Consider the following 19,150-nt stretch of genomic DNA (forward strand, 5'->3'; position numbering starts at 1 on the left):
GCGGGTGATGAAGATAGTTTAATGATTAACCCGTTGATTAAATAATAAAAACGCCGGCGTTATGCCGGCGTGGGTTTACGCAGTGACCTCAGGCGCCTTACGTTCCCGGATGTTCGTCCTGATCGACCGCAAAACAGGCTACCATCTGCTCACCGTACTGTTTGAGCTGAGGCTGCAGCTGCACGCAAGTGCCAAAGGCGCGGCGGCAGCGGGCGTTGAACGCACAGCCCGGCGGCGGGTTCATCGGGCTGGGCAGTTCGCCGGTCAGCTTGATGCGCTCGCGGCGCATATCCGGGTTCAACCGCGGCGTCGCCGACAGCAACGCCTGGGTGTACGGATGGCGCGGGTTGTTGAAGATCGCCTCTTTACTGCCCTTTTCCACGCAGCGGCCGAGGTACATCACCATCACCTCGTCGGCGATGTGTTCCACCACCGACAGATCGTGCGAAATGAACACATAGGACAGCCCCAGCTCCTGCTGCAGATCCATCATCAGGTTCAGCACCTGAGCGCGCACCGACACGTCCAGCGCCGACACCGGCTCATCGGCGATCACCACGTCCGGGTTCAGCATCAGCCCGCGGGCGATGGCGATACGCTGACGCTGGCCGCCGGAAAACATGTGCGGGTAACGGTCGTAATGCTCGGTTTTCAGGCCGACCTTCGCCATCATCTCTAGCGCTTTTTCCCGCCGCTCGGCGGCGCTGAGGGGCGTGTTGATCAACAGCGGCTCCTCGAGGATCTGCCCGACCTTCTTGCGCGGGTTGAGCGATCCGTAAGGATTCTGGAACACGATTTGGATCTTCTGGCGGCGCAGCTTCTCGGCGGAAACGTCCGGCTTCAGCAGATCCTGCCCCTGGTAATACAGCTCGCCGCCGGTCGGCACTTCGATCATCGTCAGCAGGCGGCCGAGCGTCGATTTGCCGCAGCCCGACTCGCCGACCACCGCCAGCGTTTTGCCGCGCTCCAGGGTGAAGGAGACGCCATCCAGCGCCTTGACCAGCCGCTCCGGCGCGAACAGGCCCTTTTTCACCGGGTAATGCTTCTTCAGGTCGATCGCCTGCAGTAAAGGTTGATTCTGGCTCATACGGTCGGCCTCCCCGCATCATCCAGCGGTGTGTGACATTTAACCTGACGGCCGGGAATGCTGCGCAGTTCCGGCTCCTCGTTACGGCAGCGCTCGTTGGCGTAGGGACAGCGCGGGTTGAGCAGGCAGCCGGTCGGGCGATCGTATTTGCCCGGCACCACGCCCGGCAGCGAAGCCAGCCGCGCCTTGTCGGCGGCGAACTCCGGCAGCGCGCGCAGCAGCGCCTGGGTATAAGGGTGACGCGGAGCACGGAAAATCTCCGCCGCCTTGCCGGATTCCACCACCTGGCCGGCGTACATCACGATGATGTGATGCGCTGCTTCCGCCACCAGCGCCAGATCGTGGGTGATCAGCACCAGCGCCATATTCTCGCGTTGTTGCAGATCCAGCAGCAGTTCGATGATCTGCGCCTGGATGGTCACGTCGAGCGCGGTCGTCGGCTCATCGGCGATCAGCAGCTTCGGCCGACAGGCGATGGCCATGGCGATCATCACGCGCTGGCTCATACCGCCGGAAAGTTGGTGCGGGTACACGTCCAGCCGCGAGGCCGGATCGGGGATACCCACCTGCGTCAGCAGGTCGATGGCGCGCTGGCGACGGGTGCGGCGGTTGCCGCCCTGATGCACCTTCAGCGCTTCCATGATTTGATAGCCGACGGTGTAGCACGGGTTCAGGCTGGTCATCGGATCCTGGAAGATCATCGCCACTTCGGAGCCTACCAGCTGGCGGCGCTCTTTTTCGGAGATCTTGCGCAAATCCTGGCCGTTGAACTCCAGCTTGTCGGCCATCACCTTGCCGGGAAAATCGATCAGGCCCATGATCGCCAGCGAGCTGACGGATTTGCCGGAGCCGGATTCACCGACGATGCCGACCACCTGGCCTTGATCCACGCTGTAACTGATGCGGTCCACTGCGCGGAACGGGGTGCCTTCGTCACCGAAGTGCACCGAAAGCTTGTCTACATTCAATAACGCCATCTCTCTCGTCCTCTGTTACTGCTTGAGTTTGGGGTCGAGAGCATCACGCAAGCCGTCCCCCATCAGGTTAAATGCCAGAACCGTCAGCAGGATCGCCAGACCGGGGAAGGTCACGACCCACCAGGCGCTTTGCGCGAACTGCAGCACGTCGGAGAGCATGGTGCCCCACTCCGGCGTCGGCGGTTGCGCACCCATGCCCAGGAAGCCGAGAGCGGCCATGTCCAGAATGGCGTTCGAGAAACCGAGAGAAGCCTGAACGATCAAAGGCGCCAGGCAGTTAGGCAGAATATTGACGAACATCTGGCGCAGCGCGCCGGCGCCCGCCACCCGCGAGGCGGTGACGTAATCGCGGTTCACTTCCGCCAGCACCGCCGCGCGCGTCAGACGCACATAGTGCGGCAGGGCGACGAAGGTGAGCGCCAGCGAGGCGTTGACGATCGACGGCCCGAAGACCGCCACCAGCACCAGCGCCAGCAGCAGGCTCGGCAGGGCCAGCATGATGTCGACGACGCGCATGATCACCGCGTCCACCGCGCCGCCGAAGTAACCGGCCAGCAGGCCGAGCACCACGCCCATGATCAGCGACAGCACCACCACCAGACAGCCGACCAGCAGCGACAGGCGCGCGCCGTACATCAGGCGCGACAGCACGTCGCGGCCGACGTCGTCAGTGCCGAGAATGTATTGCCAGCTGCCGCCCTCTTGCCACACCGGCGGCTTGAGCAGCGCGTCGCGGAACTGGTCCGCCGGCGCATGCGGCGCCAGCACCCCGGCACCGAGCGCGATCACCAGCATCAGAACGATATACACCAGGCCGACCACGGCCCCTTTATTGCGCTTGAAATAGTGCCAGAACTCCTGGAACGGGGTCATCGGCTTCGGCGCACCTTTAACTGCAGACTCAGTAACTTGAGACATGAGAGCGCCCCTTATTTCTTGTGGCGAATACGCGGGTTGACCACGCCGTAGAGCACGTCTACCAGCAGGTTAACCAGAATGATCATACAGGCGACCAGCAACACCCCGCCCTGCACCACCGGGTAATCGCGGCGCTGCAGCGCGTCGATCAGCCAGCGGCCGAGCCCCGGCCAGGAGAAGATGGTTTCAGTCAGAATGGCGCCGGCCAGCATGGTGCCGACCTGCAGCCCGATCACCGTCACCACCGGCAGCAGCGCGTTGCGCAGCGCGTGAACGACGATCACCCGCATGCGGCTCACGCCCGTGGCGCGCGCGGTGCGGATATAGTCTTCGCCCAGCACTTCCAGCATCGAGGAGCGGGTCATGCGCACGATCACCGCCAGCGGGATAGTGCCCAGCACAATGGCCGGCAGGATCATATGCATCACGGCATCGATAAAGTCGCCCGGCTCGCCCCAGATCAGGGTGTCTATCAGCATGAAGCCGGTCAGCGGATGGCTGTCGTCGAGGAATACCGTGTCGCTGATGCGCCCCGATACCGGCGTCAGGTTAAGCTGCACCGACACCAGCATGATCAGCATCATGCCCCACCAGAAAATTGGCATCGAATAGCCGGTCAGCGAGATGCCCACCGCGGTGTGATCGAAGACCGAGCCGCGTTTGACCGCCGCCAGCACCCCGACCGGGATGCCCACCAGCACCGCGAACAGCATCGCGCAGAAACCCAGCTCCAGCGTAGCCTGGAAGCGCGGAACGAACTCGCTCCAGACGGAGATGCGGCTTTTGAGTGAGGTGCCCAAATCGCCGTGCAGCACGTTGGACACGTAGGAGAAATATTGTTGATAAAGCGGCTTGTCCAGCCCCATTTCCGCCATCAGCTGCGCGTGGCGCTCGGCGGAGATACCGCGTTCCCCGGCCATGATGGTCACCGGGTCGCCGGGGATCATATGGACGAATGCAAAAGTCAGCAACGTAATGCCGATAAACGTTGGGATAACTAACCCCAAACGTCGGAGTATGAACTGCAACATATCCCGAACTCTCTGTATCAATGCCCGGCAGCTCATCGTCCGCCAGGCTTATTAACGCTCACATGCCTTTGAACGATTCGACGGCCATACGCCGGAGACTGGTCAGCAGAGGCGCAAACCTGTTGCGCCCCTGCAAGTCCATTCGTGCGTCTCCGGTAAAGCGGTCGAAATCAGTCTACAGAGACATTCTCGAAGTGATGCTTACCGAGCGGATCCACGACGTAGCCTTTCACTTCCTTACGCACAGGCTCATACACGGTGGAGTGTGCGACAATCAGCGCCGGAGCCTGATCGTGCATCACCACCTGCGCCTGTTTGTACAGTTCGATACGCTTGTCGTGGTTGGATTCGGCGCGCGCCGGTTGAATCAGATCTTCAAACGGCTTGTAGCACCAGCGGGAGTAGTTGGAGCCGTCTTTCGCCGCCGCGCAGCTGAACAGCGTGGCGAAGAAGTTGTCCGGATCCCCGTTGTCGCCGGTCCAGCCCATCATCACCGTCTGGTGCTCGCCCGCTTTGGCGCGCTTGAGGTATTCACCCCACTCATAGGTCACGATTTTGGCTTTCACGCCGATCTTGGCCCAGTCGGCCTGGATCATTTCCGCCATGCGGCGCGCGTTCGGGTTGTAAGGACGCTGTACCGACATCGCCCACAGATCGATGCTGAAACCGTCGGCCATGCCCGCTTCTTTCAGCAGCTCTTTCGCCTTGGCCGGATCGTAAGCGTAATCCTGCACCGCGTCGTTATAGCCCCACATGGTCGGCGGGATCAGGTTCTTGGCCGCCTGGCCCGCGCCCTGATAGACCGCATCGATGATCGCCTGCTTGTTGACCGCCATGGTCAACGCCTGACGTACCTTCAGGTTATCCAGCGGCTTTTTCTCGACGTTGAACGACAGGTAGCCCACGTTCAGGCCCGGCTGTTCCATCAGGTTGATGGACTTGTCCTGCTTCATGCGGGCGATATCGGCCGGGTTCGGATACGGCATCACCTGGCATTCGTTTTTCTGCAGTTTGGCGTAACGCACGGAGGCGTCAGGCGTGATGGAGAACACCAGGCGATCGATCTTCGGCTTGGTGCCCCAGAAACCGTCGAACGCCTTGTACAGGATCTTGGAGTCTTTCTGGTATTGCAGCAGCTGGAATGGGCCGGTGCCGATCGGATTCAGGTCGACTTTCTCCGGCGTGCCGGCTTTCATCATCACGTCAGCGTATTCGGCAGACAGGATGGACGCGAAGTCCATGCCCAGGTCAGCCAGGAACGGTGCCTCCGGGCGATTCAGCACGAAGCGCACGGTGTTGTCGTCGACTTTTTCGATCTTGGCGATCAGCTTAGGCATGTCCATGCCTTCGAAGTATTCGTAACTGCCGCCGGACACCTTGTGATAGGCGTTGTTGGCATCCAACTGGCGCTCAAAGGAGAACACCACGTCGTCGGCGTTGAAATCGCGCGTCGGCTTGAAATCTTTGCTGCTCTGCCATTTCACGCCTTTGCGCAGGTGGAAGGTGTAGGTTTTGCCGTCTTCGCTGACGTCCCACTTCTCCGCCAGACCTGGCTGCAGTTCGGTGGTGCCGATTTTGAATTCGACCAGACGGTTGTAGATCGGTACCGAGCTGGCGTCGTAGGTGGTGCCGGAGGTGAACAGCTGCGGGTTGAACCCTTCCGGGGAACCTTCAGAACAGTAAACCAACGTCTTGGCCTGTACGCTGGCCGCCACGGTCAGCGCGATCAGCCCAATGCCGAATTTCAGAACCCCCGATTTACCCAAGGAACGTGTCATCGTTAGTGCTCCATTGTGTGATGTGATGTGTGTAATTGCCGCCAGACCTGTATTTTTTATTGCGTGGCCTGTGCGGTCGGTGCCCGAAGGCAGAAGGTATGAGAGGAGAGAATGCCGGATGGAACGCATCGCGGCGGGGACGTCTGAGCGCGTGGAATTCACTCAAACAACTCTCGCTCTTATCCCTGAGGCTATCAAGTTGCCAACTGTTTGGGGTGTCGTCAATATAACCAGTGGGGATTTACGCAGACTGTGAGAAACAGCAAACAAACATAAAAAAAACCTTTTGTTAACAGTTCCAGCATGAAAATTTATGCTAAGCGGTCATTTTTAGCGCATTGGTCTGACCCCCACAAACTTACTGGTTTTTAACTCCGTTAAAAAACGCCAAAACTTTGTTGCTGAATGATGAATATCTGAACGGTTATTTTTGTGATCGCCGTTAAAGACAGAAGGAAATGCTGAAGGATTACCCAAAAGGGTGAGTCCGATGACCGCGTTTTGCTCGGGGCAAAGCCACAATCTGTGCGGCGTAAAAAAACTTTCGGCGGCGAAAAAGCCGGGGGCGAAAGGATATCCCCCGGCAACGCACTGCAACCGATTATTGAACGCCGGCGCTGTTGCCCAGGCTGGCGTTCATGCTGTTGAGAATATCGCCGTTATCCGCGTCGATCTCCCAGGAGAACAGGCCGCCCAACTGCTTATCCAGCACGTACTTACCTTTGGCCTGCACCGAGCGGGCATCGTCGAAGGTGATCAGATCGCCGGTGGAAGGTTTGAACACGTATGGCGCTTCCGCCGTAGCGTCGTAGGTGTACTGCCACTCGCCGCTCATGAACTGGCTGGCGATTTGGCGATAATCCACGATGCCGTTCTCCCAGGTGCCTTTGACCGGCCCGGTGGCGGTGCCGGTGAACGGGATATTGTTCTGGTAGCCGTTCACCCCGGTCCAGCCGCGGCCATACATGGCGGTGCCGACCACGATCTTGCCCGGCGTGACGCCCTGCGCCAGCAGCGCATTGACGCCGTTCACCGTGGTGTAAGCGGTGTCCGGCTTCCAGGCCGGCGCATTCAGCGCGGTCTGATGCCCCAGGTTCTTCAGATCGAAGGCGCCGTAGAAGTCGTAGCTCATCAGGAAAATGTGATCCATCGAGTTCTGCGCGACGTTGTACGCCACCTTGTCGATCTTGTCCTTGCCGGCGCTGATAGCGGAGGTCAGCTCATACTTGCGGCCGGTTTCCGCCGACAGCTGATCCAGCATCGCCCGCAGCTCTTTCATCAGCAACACATAGGTTTCCCCGTCCTGCGGGCTGCCCAGGTTCGGGTTGGCGCCTTTGCCGCCGGGGAATTCCCAGTCGATATCCACGCCGTCGAAGAACTTCCAGGTCTGCAGGAACTCTTTCACCGAGCCGACGAAACGATCGCGCTTCACCTTGTCGCCCATGAAGAAGAACGGGTCAGACAGCGTCCAGCCGCCGATCGACGGCAGGATTTTCAGATCGGGATGCGCCTGCTTCAGCGCCATCAGTTGGCCGAAGTTGCCCTTGTAGGGGTCATCCCAGGCGGTCACGCCCTTCTGCGCTTTTTGCAGCGCGGCGAACGGATCGTGGATAGAGACTTTGAAGTCCTCACGCCCCTGGCAGGAGCGCTGCAGCGCCTGGAAGCTGCCTTCGATCTCTTTCAGGCTGTCGTTGATGCCGTTGCCGCCGCAGATCGGGATAAAGCCGTACAGCAGGTGGGTCAGGTTCTGCGCCGGGATCTTGTCGACGGTGAAATTGCGCCCGTAAACGCCCCACTCGACGAAATAAGAACCGACCACTTTGCCGGAGTTTTGTTTATAAGGTTTGTTCTTTTCCAGCAGCGGCTCTTTCAACGGCGCCAAATGACTGCCGTCGGTGTCGGCCACCACAATTTCGGTGGCGTCGCTGGCGGTGCAGCCGTCGGCATTGCACAATGCCACCTGCATTTGATAACGGCCGCCTTTATTGACTTTAAAATTCGCCGTACCGGAAGAACCGGTTGAAGGGCCGCTCCACGCCTCTTTGCCATTTAATAAAATCTTGGCCGTCGTGCCCGCGTCGCCATTCCATAAATTCCAGGAGACCGAAACGTCGGCGGCATTTTTTACCTTCACCAGATTATTATAAGCGGTGGCCGCCTGATCGACTTCGACGATGGCGAACTTGGTGTTACCCCAGGCGATGGTCGGCTTGCCCGGCGCGGCGGCCTGCGCCGCGGAACACAGCGTGCTGCCGATCAACAGCGCCAACAGCGGTTTATTAAATTTGCGCATAACTGATTCCTTTATTCCGAGAGGATAAACATAAAAGAGTTAATCGTCGCGATGCATTGCCGAAGCGAAAAAATTCCGCAATAATCCACGAAAATTAAAATCAATAAATAGCAACAGCGTCTTTCCACGTGGCGAAATAATCATTCCCACCGCGTATATTCAGACTATAAATAAAAAAGGCGTGAAAACAAGAGCGCTATCAACTGGGTTTTATTCAGCAAGTGTGAATTTATCTTAATATAGAAAAAAGAACCTAATTGGAATAAGGATCGTGAATTAATTAATTGCAAAGGATAAATATATTTCACAGGGGTGGTGAATTAACTCGCCATGCTGTTCATTGCCAAAATGAAGCCGTAAGTGCCCACGAAGGGAGGACACTCATAAACGACAGGCGAAAAAAAACCTGCTTAAAAAAGCAGGTTTTTCGAAGGGTGGTCGGCGAGAGAGGATTACGCGCATCCTTGATGCGCGCCCTGCGGGCCGTTGCTGAAGCAACGTTGTCTCGCTTCGCGAGGCGCGAACCTCCTGCGGAGGTACTCATCCGCATAAACTGCAGGCGAAAAAAAACCTGCTTTAAAAAGCAGGTTTTTCGAAGGGTGGTCGGCGAGAGAGGATTCGAACCTCCGACCCACTGGTCCCAAACCAGTTGCGCTACCAAGCTGCGCTACTCGCCGATGCGGGGCGCATCTTACTGCTGGCGGTTATAGGCGTCAATCACTTTTTTGCCCCCGTATTTCAAGTGGTGATAAAAGCGCCATAATGCGCTGCGCCGGGGGTTGCGCAGCGCAGGATGCTCAGGCTTTGGCGGTTTTCAGCGCCGGCGTCTGCGCACGCAGGAACGGCAGCAGGAACAGCGCCGACAGGCAGGCGGCGATGGAAATCACCACGAAGAAGCCGTTCCAATGCCAGATTTCCATCACCCGCGCAATCGGATAGCCAGACAGCGCCGCGCCCAGGTAGGCGAACAGGCCGACGAAACCGGTCGCCGCGCCCGCCGCATCCTTGTGCGAGCACTCCGCCGCCGCCATGCCGATCAGCATCTGCGGGCCGAAGATGAAGAAGCCGATGGCGAAGAAGCAGCAGGCCTGCAGCAGGTAGGTGACGCCCGGCATCAGCCACAGCGCGGCTACCGACAGGAAGATACCGATAGCGAAGATCAGGTTCATCGGGCCGCGGTTGCCGCGGAACAGCTTGTCGGAACCCCAACCGGCCACCAGCGAACCGATAAAGCCGCCCACTTCAAACAGCGAGATAGCCGAGTTGGCGGTCATCAGCGAATAACCTTTTTCCTGCGTCAGATAGAGGTTGCCCCAGTCGTTGATCGCGGTACGCACGATGTACACCAGTACGTAAGAGACCGCCAGCAGCCAGATGTACTTGTTGGTCAGCACGTAGCGCTTGATGATCTCGCGATTGCTCAGCCCCTGACCTTCCGACTCCTGCACCAGCTCCATGGCGTCGTTGCGCCATTTGCCGACGCTCGGCAGCCCCATGCTGGTCGGCTTGTCGCGCAGGCGCCAGCACATCAGCAGGCCCAGCACCACGCCGATGATGCCGGGAATGATCATGCCGTAACGCCAGCTGAAGTGCAGCGAGATAAAGCCCACCAGCAGCGGGATCAGCGCGCCGCCGACGTTGTGCGACGTGTTCCAGATCGCCCACCAGCTGCCGCGCTCGGAGCGCGAATACCAGCTGGTGAGGATTTTGGAGCACGGCGGCCAGCCCCAGCCCTGGAAGAAGGCGTTGAGGATCCACAGCGTGCCCAGCATCATCAACGACGAGCTGAGGCCGAAGAAGATATTCAGCACCCCGGTCATGATCAGGCCCAGGCCCATAAAGTAACGCGGGTTGGAACGATCGCTGATCATGCCGGAAATGAATTTCGAGCAGCCGTAGGTGATGTAGAACAGCGTGCCGAGAATGCCGACGTCAGACATCGTCAGGCCCAGATCGCTCAGCATCGCCGGCATGATGAAGTTGAAGCTTTTGCGCGTGAAGTAAAACGCGGCGTAGCCGATGTACATGGTGCACATCAGCTGGATGCGCCAGTATTTGTAGCTGGCGTCGATCTGCCGTTGATCGGTGACCTGCGGCGCGTCCGGGCGGCTTTTAAGGAAAGACCACATGTGGAACCTCAGAGGATTGAATAAAGTGCCGCTATGATGCTCCTCGCGCGCGCGCGGAGCTTACGCCGGATTCCCGACGCGGCTAGGAGTTTTTCCTAGTTTTGCGCCTGCGCCGGCGAAACTGTGGGCAAGATCACACTCAAACAGGCGCCCCGCTCAGAGGTGAGCCGCAGGCTGCCGCCGAGGGCGCTGATACGCTCCTGCATACCGCGCAGGCCGTATCCCGGCTGATGATTATCCGCAGCAAAACCCACGCCGTTGTCACGGATGGTTAGGACGATCTGCGGCGCGGCGCCTTTGCGCGGTTGCAGGCGCGCGTCCAGCTCCAGGCGGCTGGCGCCGGCGTGGCGGCACACATTGGTCACGCCTTCCTGGCACACCCGATACAGCGTGATTTTCAGCGTTTCATCCAGCAGTTCGTCCGGTACCTGCCACTGCATGCTACTCACCAGCGACGCGTCCTGCGGCAGCGACTCCCGCAGCATCGCCGCCACCGCCGCCGACAGCGGCAGGTTGTTCAGCGCCGCCGGCCACAGCTGGGTCAGCACATCGTGCACCCCGTCGTAGACCCGCAGCGCCAACGCATCGATGGCGTCGGCGCAGCCGATCACCGCCGGCTCCGGCGCCAGGCGCTTGACGATGCTGGCCTGAGTGCGGATAACGGTGATGGTCTGCCCCACTTCATCGTGCAGCTCGCGCGCCACCTCACGCCGGGTTTGTTCCTCCGCCGTCACCAGCGCCCGCGCCAGCTGCCGATTCTCTTCCAGCCTCAGCCTCAGTTGCTGATTCAGCTCGCGCTGGCGCTGAATGCCGGCCCCCAGCAGCAACCCGGTCAGGCTTTGGGCCAGCAACGACAACAGCAGATCGCGGTGCGACTCCGGCTGCGGCGGCTCGTTGACCATCAGCGCCACGCCGTTGAGCAGCGTCGCCAACAGCGCCCCCTGCCAGCCGTAGCGGTAAGACATGAACACGATTGGGATCGCCAGGCAGAAAGGCGCGAAACGGCGCAGCTCGGCGGCGTTAACCTGCTGCTGCAGCCAGATGCTGAACGCAAACAGCAGCAGATAGCTGGCCAGGTGACCCAGGCGCAACTCCACCGGTTTGTGGATCAGCCCCGGCTCCAGCGGCACCCAGATTTGGCGCGCCAGATAGTGCCACAGCAGCAGGCAGGTCGGCGCGATGGTGAAACCGCCGGTCAGGCCGAGCAGCAGCGCGCGGGCGCCCTCGCCGCTCACCAGTTGCCACACCAGCGCCTGCAATAAAGCGGCAGCGGCCACCACCGCGCCCTGCAACAGCGGCCAGCGCCATTCACTGTCGCTCTGCTGATGGCGCAGCAACCACGGCGAGGCCAGCAGGCTGAGCAGCACCGTCAGTACCAGCACCGCCACCGATGCCCACAGCGCCGGGCCATAGCCGAACTGATCCGCCAGCAGCGCCATCAGCAGCAGGTCAGCCAGCAGGATCCCCGGCCAGAAACGGTACGGGCTCTGCAGCAGAATGCCCATGCGCAGGCCGAACGGGAACAGCAACAGCGCCTGCCAGGGCGGATCGATCAGCGCGGTGCCGATGCCCCACAGGCAAAACGCGCTGGCGGCATAGATGAAAAACAGCGCCAGCTGGGTGATCAGGCGCTGCGTCACAGATTCAACATCCGTCTGGCCAGCTCGACGTTGTTATTGATGCCCAGCTTGGCGAACAGGTTGGCGCGATGCACATGCACCGTCTTCGGCGACAGCCCCAGCGCGGCGGCAATCTCGCGCACCTCCTGCCCCTGCGCCAACAGCAGCGCGATCTCGCGCTCGCGGCGGGTGAGCGGATCCACCTTCACCCGCGCCAGCTGCTGGGCGATTTCCGGCATCAGGTAGACGCCGCCGCCGGCGACGGTGCGCACTGCGGTGATCAGATCTTCCGGCTTGCAACGCTTGGAGAGAAAGCCGCTGGCGCCACGCTCCAGCGCCATTTCCACCAGCGCCGGATTATCGTGCATCGACAGCATCACCACGCGAATGCCGGAAGGAATGTCCGCCAGCAGATCCAAGCCGCTGCCGTCCGGCATCGAAATGTCGCAGATGCAGATTTCCGCCTCCAGCCCCGGCAGGCCGGCGCGCGCCTGCGCCGCGCTGCTGAATTCGCCCACCACCTGAATATCGGCCTCCAGCGACAGCAGCTGCACAAAGCCCGAACGCACAATGTCATGATCGTCGATAAACGCCACGCGCAGGGTCATGGAAATCTCCGGTTAGCAGGGAAAGTGCGCAAGTATACCGTATGCACACACCGGAATAATTGATGAAGAGAATGTATTAGGTGAAATAGCCGGGCGCACATGGCGCCCGGCAGGGGGATTACAGGCGGGCAGGCGCCGCTTTCGGCTGCGGCACATGGCACCAGTTGTTTTTATCCACGATGCCGCCGTTCGGCGAGGTGTAGCCGAGACAGCCGAGAATGGTGTCGAACAGCTCGACGTGGCGGTGCGTTCTGCCGATGCGCTGCTGCGCCTGCAGCTGCTCAAAGGCGCTGAGGTGCTGCGGATTCTCGAGGTACTTGTCCGACGCCCACACTATCATCGGCACGCGGAACTGCTCCGGCGGTGCCATTTCGCGCGGCGTGCCGTGCAGGTGTGTATTCTCGCCGATCGATTCGCCGTGATCGGCGGCGTAGAACACGATGGCCTTCTTGTCGCGCACCTGATCGATCACGTTGCTGATAAAGCTGTCGGTATACAACACGGTGTTATCGAAGGCGTTGATCAGCTGCGCCTTGGTGCAGGAGTCATCCACCCCCATACACTCCGGCTGATAGCGCGCATAGCTGCGCGGATAACGCTGCGAGTACAGGTAGTGCGAGCCTTTGGTATGCAGGATCACCAGGTGTTTGCCCTTCGGATAACGCGCCAGCGATTCCTTCATTTCATCCACCAGCAGCATATCGTCGACCGCCTTGCCGTCGTTGCGCTTCTCGGACGCGATCATCTCACGGAACGAATAGTTGTTCACCTCGGTGTTGTTGTAAAACCACACCTCGCTCTGCATGGCGAACAGTTCGGAAGAGAAGCCCAGCTCTTTCAGTACCGCAAACACGTTCTGCTCTTTCAGCGTGCGCTGCGGGTTGTCCTCGGCGCCGCCTTCACGCACGAACATGCAGCGCAGCGACAGCTTGGTGGCGGTGTCGCACGACTCACCGCGGAACGCCACCAGATTCTTCTCTTTCGACAGCCGCGGCGTGGTATCGCGCTCGTAGCCCAGCATGCCCATGTGATCCCAGCGGGTGGTTTCGCCGATGATGAACACCACATAGGTATCGTCGATGTCGGCCGGCGGTACATAGGTGAAGTGTTTGCCCGGATCGAACAGCGTGCTCTGATCCTGGCTTTCGTCATAGCGGGTATAGGCAAACAGCCCCAGCGCCGACAGCCAGTTGGACGGCAGGTACGAATGCGCTACCACCCCGCCGTAGCTCGGCAGATCGACGTTGGCGAGCTTCTCCTGCACGCTTTGTTCATCGTCCAGCATGCGCAGCGGCAGCCATACCAATGCCACCACCGCCAGCAAGACCAGCAGCGGCTTGATGCGGTGGCCGGGGGTTTTCAGCTGCTCTATCAGGGTGTGGCGCAGGCTGTTTTTCCAGATCAGCAGCAGCGGCAAGGCGCTGAGCGCCATCATCCACAGCACGAAGTGCAGGCCGACCACCTCTTTCGACAGATCGATATCGGTGGTCATCACCGACACCACGATGCCGTAGCCGATCACCACATTGAAAAACGTCATGTAGTAGCTGGCGGCAACCGAAATCAGCACCAGCAGCGAGGCGACGATGCGATAAAACAAACGGCCGCCGAGCGACACCAACCGCATGATAAAGAAAGTGAACAAAACGATGGCGATCACTTCCGTCACCGCCGAAATAAGCTTAATCCCCTGAATGCCGTGCGCGAGCGAGTCAAAACGGCGATAAAAAACGGACAGGTTTAAAAAGATGCCGATATAGATCGCTAACAATAACGATAAATTCTGCTGCGATAGCGATTTTATTTTGTTCATGTAGTGCGGTGGCTCCGGAGGGCGATAGCAGTTCTGAGTTTTTCAGACAGTCAATGCGGCTGCAGGTTCAGCCAACCGGCAATAAGCGTGATTTGGCAGGCAACAATCAAGAGAATTCTCACAAAACGGACATTTTTTGCCATTTACGTGAACTGTTTTCAGGCGGGACGGACATGAAAATGGAGGGATAAACCCTCCATTTTTTCCAAGGTGTCGGCGAAAATCTTACTTAACGTTCAGAGTGACGTCGATATTGCCGCGAGTAGCGTTGGAATACGGGCACACCACGTGCGCCTTTTTCACCAGATCTTCCGCCACGCTGCGTTCGATGCCCGGCAGCGAAATATCCAACTGCACTTCGATGCCGAAGCCGTTCGGGATTTCACCGATGCCGACGGTGCCGTCGATCTTCGCTTCGGCCGGAATTTTAACCTTTTCTTTCGCCGCGACGAACTTCAGCGCGCCGAGGAAGCAGGCGGAATAACCGGCGGCAAACAGCTGCTCGGGGTTGGTGACTTCGCCGCCGGCACCGCCCATCTCTTTCGGCACGCCCAGTTTCACGTCCAACACGCCGTCGGAGGAGGTCGCACGGCCGTCGCGGCCGCCGGTTGCGGTGGCGTGAGCGCGGTAAACCACTTTCTCAATAGACATCGTTCATTCCTTCTTGCTGGTTGGCGAGATGACTACGGCTTCCACGAGGGAAAACCGGTCACATATTTATCTTTTGCGATTAAATCGCGCACTACTTATTTTTGACACTTATTAACCAGTGTAGACCACCCGCGCCGTTCTTGCGTTCGGCGGCGACGGGTCAAATCTGATCGATCAGGCTGCCGCGCAGCTTTTCCAGCTGCTGTTTAAGCGAAACGATCTCGTCCAGGCTGCAGTCGGTGGCGCACATCACCGCCTCGGGCACCGATTGCGCCCGCTCGCGCAGCGCGCGGCCGGCTTCGGTGAGCGCGATGATCACCTGCCGTTCGTCGGTGGTGGCACGATAGCGCACCAGCAAACCGGCGGTTTCCAGCCGTTTCAGCAGCGGCGTCAGCGTGGCGGAATCGAGGAACAGCCGCTCGCCGATATCCGATACCGTCACCCGATCGCGTTCCCACAGCACCATCATCACCAGGTATTGCGGGTAGGTGAGTTCGAGCTGATTCAACAGCTTGCGGTAAACTTTGTGCAGCGCCAGGTTGGCGGAGTACAGCGCGAAACAGAGCTGCTGATCGAGCTGCAGCAGGTTCTTCGCCTTGAATTGTTCGGTATCGGTGCTTTTCATGTGTGTGAATATAGATAGCGCACGATGTAATCGCAAGCTATTTTTTGTGAGGTGTGCTACATTTTTTTCATGCAGAGGAAGCCCGGAGGGAAAGGAAATGACGAACACGCTTGCAGAACGCGCGCGCCGCTACGCCACCAAGGCGCATGCGGCCATCGATCAGCGCCGCAAATACACCGACGATCCGTACATCGTCCACCCGCAGGCGGTCATGGAACTGGTGCGTAGCGTGCCGCATACCGAAGAGATGCTGGCGGCCGCCTGGCTGCATGACACGGTGGAAGACACGCCCACCACCCTCGGCGATATCGAAAGCCACTTTGGGCCGCAGGTAGCGGAGCTGGTGCGGATGTTGACCAACGTCAGCCACGCCGAGGACGGCAACCGCTTCGAGCGCAAAAACCGCGATCGGCGCCACAGCGCAAGCGCATCGCCACAGGCCAAAACCATCAAGCTGGCGGATCTGATCGACAACACCCGCTCGCTGCTGGACTACGACAGCCACTTCGCCCAGACCTACCTTATCGAGAAGCAGCGCCTGCTGGAGGTACTGACCGAAGGCGACCCGACGCTGTGGCGCCAGGCCAGCCATATCGTCGAACAGGGGCTGCTCAGACTGCAGCAGCCGCCGCACAACGTGCCGGCCAGCTGGTTCGATCATGCCCGCCGGCGCTACCGCGAGAACGACGCGGCCTGATCAGAAGGTCACTACCGTTTTCAACGCCGTCACCCAGGCGTCCTGCGTCTCGCTGACGCCCGCCGGGTGATGCCAATACTGCAGGCCCGGCTGCAGCTGCAGCCACGGCGTGACGTTCACCCGATAATAGAGCTCCGCCGTCACCGAATGGCCCGGTACCGGCCGGTAGTTCGGATCGTGATAATCACTGACGCCGTTGAGTTGGTTGAGATAGCGCTGATTGTCTTTATAGCGATCGCTCAGCTTCACTACCGAGACACCCAGCCCCAGCCAGTCGTCCGGCCGCGCATCGAACAGCCCGCGGTAACGGATGCCGGTCGAGGTGGACCAGTGCAGGTAGTTGCTGCGCTGATCCCCCAGCCCCAGGCTGTAAAACACGCTCAGACCGCGGTTGGCGTCATCCGCATGGCGCGTCACCTGCTGGTTGAAACCGGTGTACAGGAACCAGGTGCGATCGTGGCTGCGATAGCCCTGCGGATCGCTGGCGCCCGGCCCGCCGGATACCCCTTCATAGAGATCGCTCTGGCGCGCGTTGGTGAACAGCACGCCCAGGTTATACACCCCCGGCAGCTGGTTGACGGCGTGGGTTTTCAGCTCCAGCTCCATCGGCAACAGAAAGCCTTTGCTGCCCTTGGTGGACCAACTCCAGGCGTGGCTGCGGCTGGGGGCGCTCGGGTTCTGTTCCATCACGCCGCCCTTGAGCGTCAGGCCGTCAGTCAGCTTGTACTGCAGCGTGGTGCCCCAGTAATGCACGTTCCAGTTGTACCAGGTCAAGGAGTTGGCGGACTTGCCGCCGCACAGCGTCAGCGTTTGGAAGTCGCAGGGGATGATCTGATCGAAATCCTGCACCTTGTTCATCATGCCAATGCGCCACTGCAGCCGGCTGTCGAGGAAGGAACGGCTGAAGGTCAACCAGCCCAGGCGGGTAATCGACTGCCCGCCAAAGCTCTCCTGCGACAGATCGGTCAGGCCGACGCGCGGATCCTGCAGCCGATCGCGGGTCAGGCTGTTGTCATGGTTGCGGTTGACGATATTGCCTTCGATCGCCGCGTCCGGAATGCCGGTCAGCGCCTGCAGATCCTGGCTGAAGGTCAGCGAAAATTGGTCGATGTACGACGCCTGCTTATCGTGGTTGTAACCGCCGCCGGCGTTATACGACAGCTGGCTGAGGTAACCGAGATTATAGTGGAAACCGTGATCCTCCAGGATCGGCCTGATCCCCAGCATATCCCCCAATAGCCCAGGCTGCGGCGGTTCAAAACCGAGCGCCACCCCTTCCCATTTGGCGGTGGGGGCTTCGACGTCCTTGCCGGTCTGCAGCGTTTCCGCCTGCACCTGGCTGCACCACAGCGCCAGCGCCGCCAGAGTCATAGAACGAGGTAATAAGCTTTTCATCATTATTATATTTCTCCGCATAACGGCTGACTGCGGGCAACAGCATTCCCTGGGAGAGAATTTCCCATCATGAACAGCAGCGAATAAAGGTTAATGCCCGGCGTTTGCCGCCGGGCTGAAGGGCTAGCGTCGGTCTTTCAGGCTGGCGCCGTTGCTGTGGATCACATCGCGATACCAGTAGAAACTCTTCTTGCGGCGACGCTCGAGGCTACCGTTGCCGACATCGTCTCTGTCGACGTGAATGAAGCCGTAACGCTTCGACATTTCGGCCTTCGAGGCGCTGACCAGATCGATCGGCCCCCAGCTGGTATAGCCCATCACCTCGACGCCGTCATCGATCGCCTCGGCCACCTGCACCAGATGATCATTCAGGTAGTTGATGCGGTAATCGTCGTTGATGCTGCCGTCGGCCTCGACGCGGTCTTTGGCGCCCAGCCCGTTCTCAACGATAAACAACGGCTTCTGATAGCGGTCGTACAACACGTTGAGCAGGTAGCGCAGCCCGATCGGATCGATTTGCCACCCCCACTCCGAGCTGGCCAGGTGCGGATTCGGCACCATGTCGAGAATGTTGCCGCGCGCCGTTTCGTACTGCTCCGGATCGGCGGTTACGCAGCCGCTCATGTAGTAGCTGAACGAGATGAAATCGATGGTTTCACGCAGCGTTTGCCGGTCTTCGTTGGTGATCTCCACCTGGATGCCGTTTTCGCGGAAGAATCGCTGCATATAGGCCGGGTAATAGCCGCGCGCCTGCACGTCGCCGAAGAACAGCCAGTCGCGGTTTTGGCGCTGGGTTTCCAGCAGATCTTCCGGCCTGCAGCTCAGCGGATACAGGATGCCGCCCAACAGCATGTTGCCGATTTTGCCCTCCGGCACGATCTCGTGACAGGCCTTCACCGCTTTGGCGCTGGCCACCAGCTGATGGTGGATCGCCTGATAGATGGCGCTCCGGTCGCTCTCCGGCGGCAGGCCGACGCCGGTGAAGGGCGCGTGCAGCGACATGTTGATCTCGTTGAAAGTCAGCCAGTGTTTGACCTTGTGCTTATAGCGTTCGAATACGGTGCGCGCATAGCGCTCGAAGAAAGCGATGGTCCGGCGATCGCCCCAACCGCCGTAATTCTTCACCAGGCCGTAAGGCATCTCATAGTGCGACAGCGTGATCAGCGGCTGGATGCCATACTTCGCCATCTCGTCGAACAGCCGATCGTAAAACGCCAGCCCGGCCTCGTTAGGGGTCTCTTCATCGCCCTGCGGGAAAATGCGCGTCCAGGCGATCGAGGTGCGCAGGCACTTGAAACCCATTTCGGCGAACAGCGCGATGTCTTCCGGATAGCGATGATAGAAATCGATCGCCACGTCCTTGATGCCGCTGTCGCCCGGCATGCGCGGCGTAATGGCGCCGAAAATGCCCTGCGGCTGCAGATCGGAGGTCGACAGCCCCTTGCCGTCAGCCTGATATGCGCCTTCTACCTGGTTCGCCGCTACCGCGCCGCCCCACAGAAAATGTTGCGGAAACTTGCCGTTCATCG

At 59.8% G+C, this 19,150-nt stretch carries 15 protein-coding genes, 1 tRNA gene and 1 other RNA gene; 1 reads left to right on the forward strand and 16 read right to left on the reverse strand.

Translation table 11 applies throughout. The features are described 5' to 3' along the window. Positions 1 to 97: 97 nt before the first annotated feature. The 14 genes from dppF to GKN89_RS16580 form a co-directional block, all read right to left on the reverse strand. The gene (gene dppF, locus GKN89_RS16515) at positions 98 to 1,087 is read right to left on the reverse strand and encodes a dipeptide ABC transporter ATP-binding subunit DppF (protein ID WP_060424251.1); all 990 of its coding nucleotides are present in this window, start codon (positions 1,085 to 1,087) and stop codon (positions 98 to 100) included. Next, on the reverse strand, positions 1,084 to 2,064 hold the full coding sequence (gene dppD / locus GKN89_RS16520; protein WP_019452581.1) for a dipeptide ABC transporter ATP-binding protein: 981 nt from the start codon (positions 2,062 to 2,064) through the stop codon (positions 1,084 to 1,086). The genes dppF and dppD overlap by 4 nt, the downstream gene beginning before the upstream one ends. A gap of 15 nt (positions 2,065 to 2,079) precedes the next feature. Beyond that, a complete protein-coding gene (gene dppC, locus GKN89_RS16525) occupies positions 2,080 to 2,982 on the reverse strand; it encodes a dipeptide ABC transporter permease DppC (protein WP_025160406.1) in 903 nt (300 codons plus the stop codon). A gap of 11 nt (positions 2,983 to 2,993) precedes the next feature. Then, positions 2,994 to 4,013 carry a dipeptide ABC transporter permease DppB gene (gene dppB, locus GKN89_RS16530; RefSeq protein WP_154747383.1) on the reverse strand — a complete coding sequence of 340 codons (1,020 nt, stop codon included), beginning with the start codon at positions 4,011 to 4,013 and terminating at the stop codon, positions 2,994 to 2,996. Between the two features lie 170 nt (positions 4,014 to 4,183). Continuing rightward, a complete protein-coding gene (dppA, locus tag GKN89_RS16535; RefSeq protein ID WP_154747384.1) occupies positions 4,184 to 5,791 on the reverse strand; it encodes a dipeptide ABC transporter periplasmic-binding protein DppA in 1,608 nt (535 codons plus the stop codon). A gap of 601 nt (positions 5,792 to 6,392) precedes the next feature. Beyond that, on the reverse strand, positions 6,393 to 8,084 hold the full coding sequence (locus GKN89_RS16540) for a glycosyl hydrolase family 18 protein (RefSeq protein ID WP_154747385.1): 1,692 nt from the start codon (positions 8,082 to 8,084) through the stop codon (positions 6,393 to 6,395). Positions 8,085 to 8,519: 435 nt separating this feature from the next. Further along, positions 8,520 to 8,648: non-coding RNA, RtT sRNA (locus tag GKN89_RS16545), on the reverse strand. A 36-nt stretch (positions 8,649 to 8,684) separates the two neighbouring features. Further along, positions 8,685 to 8,761, reverse strand: a tRNA-Pro gene (locus tag GKN89_RS16550). Positions 8,762 to 8,881: 120 nt separating this feature from the next. Then, positions 8,882 to 10,213 carry an MFS transporter gene (locus GKN89_RS16555; protein WP_019452586.1) on the reverse strand — a complete coding sequence of 444 codons (1,332 nt, stop codon included), beginning with the start codon at positions 10,211 to 10,213 and terminating at the stop codon, positions 8,882 to 8,884. 95 nt (positions 10,214 to 10,308) lie between these two features. Beyond that, the gene (gene uhpB / locus GKN89_RS16560; protein ID WP_370520220.1) at positions 10,309 to 11,853 is read right to left on the reverse strand and encodes a signal transduction histidine-protein kinase/phosphatase UhpB; all 1,545 of its coding nucleotides are present in this window, start codon (positions 11,851 to 11,853) and stop codon (positions 10,309 to 10,311) included. Beyond that, complete coding sequence (gene uhpA / locus GKN89_RS16565; RefSeq protein ID WP_019452588.1) at positions 11,850 to 12,440, reverse strand: transcriptional regulator UhpA; 591 nt, start codon at positions 12,438 to 12,440, stop codon at positions 11,850 to 11,852. The genes uhpB and uhpA overlap by 4 nt, the downstream gene beginning before the upstream one ends. Positions 12,441 to 12,558: 118 nt before the next feature. Continuing rightward, positions 12,559 to 14,253 (reverse strand): kdo(2)-lipid A phosphoethanolamine 7''-transferase, encoded by a 1,695-nt coding sequence (gene eptB, locus GKN89_RS16570; RefSeq protein WP_063918223.1) that lies wholly within the window; start codon positions 14,251 to 14,253, stop codon positions 12,559 to 12,561. A gap of 225 nt (positions 14,254 to 14,478) precedes the next feature. Next, a complete protein-coding gene (locus GKN89_RS16575) occupies positions 14,479 to 14,904 on the reverse strand; it encodes an organic hydroperoxide resistance protein (protein ID WP_004934114.1) in 426 nt (141 codons plus the stop codon). A 160-nt stretch (positions 14,905 to 15,064) separates the two neighbouring features. Next, the gene (locus GKN89_RS16580; RefSeq protein WP_019452590.1) at positions 15,065 to 15,529 is read right to left on the reverse strand and encodes a MarR family winged helix-turn-helix transcriptional regulator; all 465 of its coding nucleotides are present in this window, start codon (positions 15,527 to 15,529) and stop codon (positions 15,065 to 15,067) included. Positions 15,530 to 15,626: 97 nt separating this feature from the next. Here GKN89_RS16580 and GKN89_RS16585 point away from each other — a divergent pair, with 97 nt between their 5' ends. Beyond that, positions 15,627 to 16,226, forward strand: a complete 600-nt coding sequence (locus tag GKN89_RS16585; protein ID WP_154747386.1) for an HD domain-containing protein — start codon at positions 15,627 to 15,629, stop codon at positions 16,224 to 16,226. On the opposite strand, the gene GKN89_RS16590 is transcribed toward GKN89_RS16585, so the two are convergent. Then, positions 16,227 to 17,597 (reverse strand): carbohydrate porin, encoded by a 1,371-nt coding sequence (locus GKN89_RS16590; RefSeq protein WP_370520222.1) that lies wholly within the window; start codon positions 17,595 to 17,597, stop codon positions 16,227 to 16,229. A gap of 147 nt (positions 17,598 to 17,744) precedes the next feature. Then, positions 17,745 to 19,148: a glycoside hydrolase family 1 protein gene (locus GKN89_RS16595; RefSeq protein ID WP_154747387.1), complete on the reverse strand. Its 1,404-nt coding sequence runs from the start codon at positions 19,146 to 19,148 to the stop codon at positions 17,745 to 17,747. Positions 19,149 to 19,150 lie beyond the last annotated feature (2 nt).

This window comes from Serratia sp. YC16 (assembly GCF_009707615.1).
Classification (GTDB): domain Bacteria; phylum Pseudomonadota; class Gammaproteobacteria; order Enterobacterales; family Enterobacteriaceae; genus Serratia; species Serratia surfactantfaciens.

Excerpts from the sequence above, each read along its gene's own strand:
- GKN89_RS16590 (WP_370520222.1), bottom strand. The coding sequence starts at position 17,597 with ATGACTCTGGCGGCGCTGGCGCTGTGGTGCAGCCAGGTGCAGGCGGAA.
- dppF (WP_060424251.1), bottom strand. The coding sequence starts at position 1,087 with ATGAGCCAGAATCAACCTTTACTGCAGGCGATCGACCTGAAGAAGCAT.
- uhpA (WP_019452588.1), bottom strand. The coding sequence starts at position 12,440 with ATGACCCTGCGCGTGGCGTTTATCGACGATCATGACATTGTGCGTTCG.
- eptB (WP_063918223.1), bottom strand. The coding sequence starts at position 14,253 with ATGAACAAAATAAAATCGCTATCGCAGCAGAATTTATCGTTATTGTTA.
- GKN89_RS16595 (WP_154747387.1), bottom strand. The coding sequence starts at position 19,148 with ATGAACGGCAAGTTTCCGCAACATTTTCTGTGGGGCGGCGCGGTAGCG.
- dppA (WP_154747384.1), bottom strand. The coding sequence starts at position 5,791 with ATGACACGTTCCTTGGGTAAATCGGGGGTTCTGAAATTCGGCATTGGG.
- GKN89_RS16540 (WP_154747385.1), bottom strand. The coding sequence starts at position 8,084 with ATGCGCAAATTTAATAAACCGCTGTTGGCGCTGTTGATCGGCAGCACG.
- GKN89_RS16555 (WP_019452586.1), bottom strand. The coding sequence starts at position 10,213 with ATGTGGTCTTTCCTTAAAAGCCGCCCGGACGCGCCGCAGGTCACCGAT.
- dppD (WP_019452581.1), bottom strand. The coding sequence starts at position 2,064 with ATGGCGTTATTGAATGTAGACAAGCTTTCGGTGCACTTCGGTGACGAA.
- GKN89_RS16575 (WP_004934114.1), bottom strand. The coding sequence starts at position 14,904 with ATGTCTATTGAGAAAGTGGTTTACCGCGCTCACGCCACCGCAACCGGC.
- dppB (WP_154747383.1), bottom strand. The coding sequence starts at position 4,013 with ATGTTGCAGTTCATACTCCGACGTTTGGGGTTAGTTATCCCAACGTTT.
- GKN89_RS16585 (WP_154747386.1), top strand. The coding sequence starts at position 15,627 with ATGACGAACACGCTTGCAGAACGCGCGCGCCGCTACGCCACCAAGGCG.
- dppC (WP_025160406.1), bottom strand. The coding sequence starts at position 2,982 with ATGTCTCAAGTTACTGAGTCTGCAGTTAAAGGTGCGCCGAAGCCGATG.
- GKN89_RS16580 (WP_019452590.1), bottom strand. The coding sequence starts at position 15,529 with ATGAAAAGCACCGATACCGAACAATTCAAGGCGAAGAACCTGCTGCAG.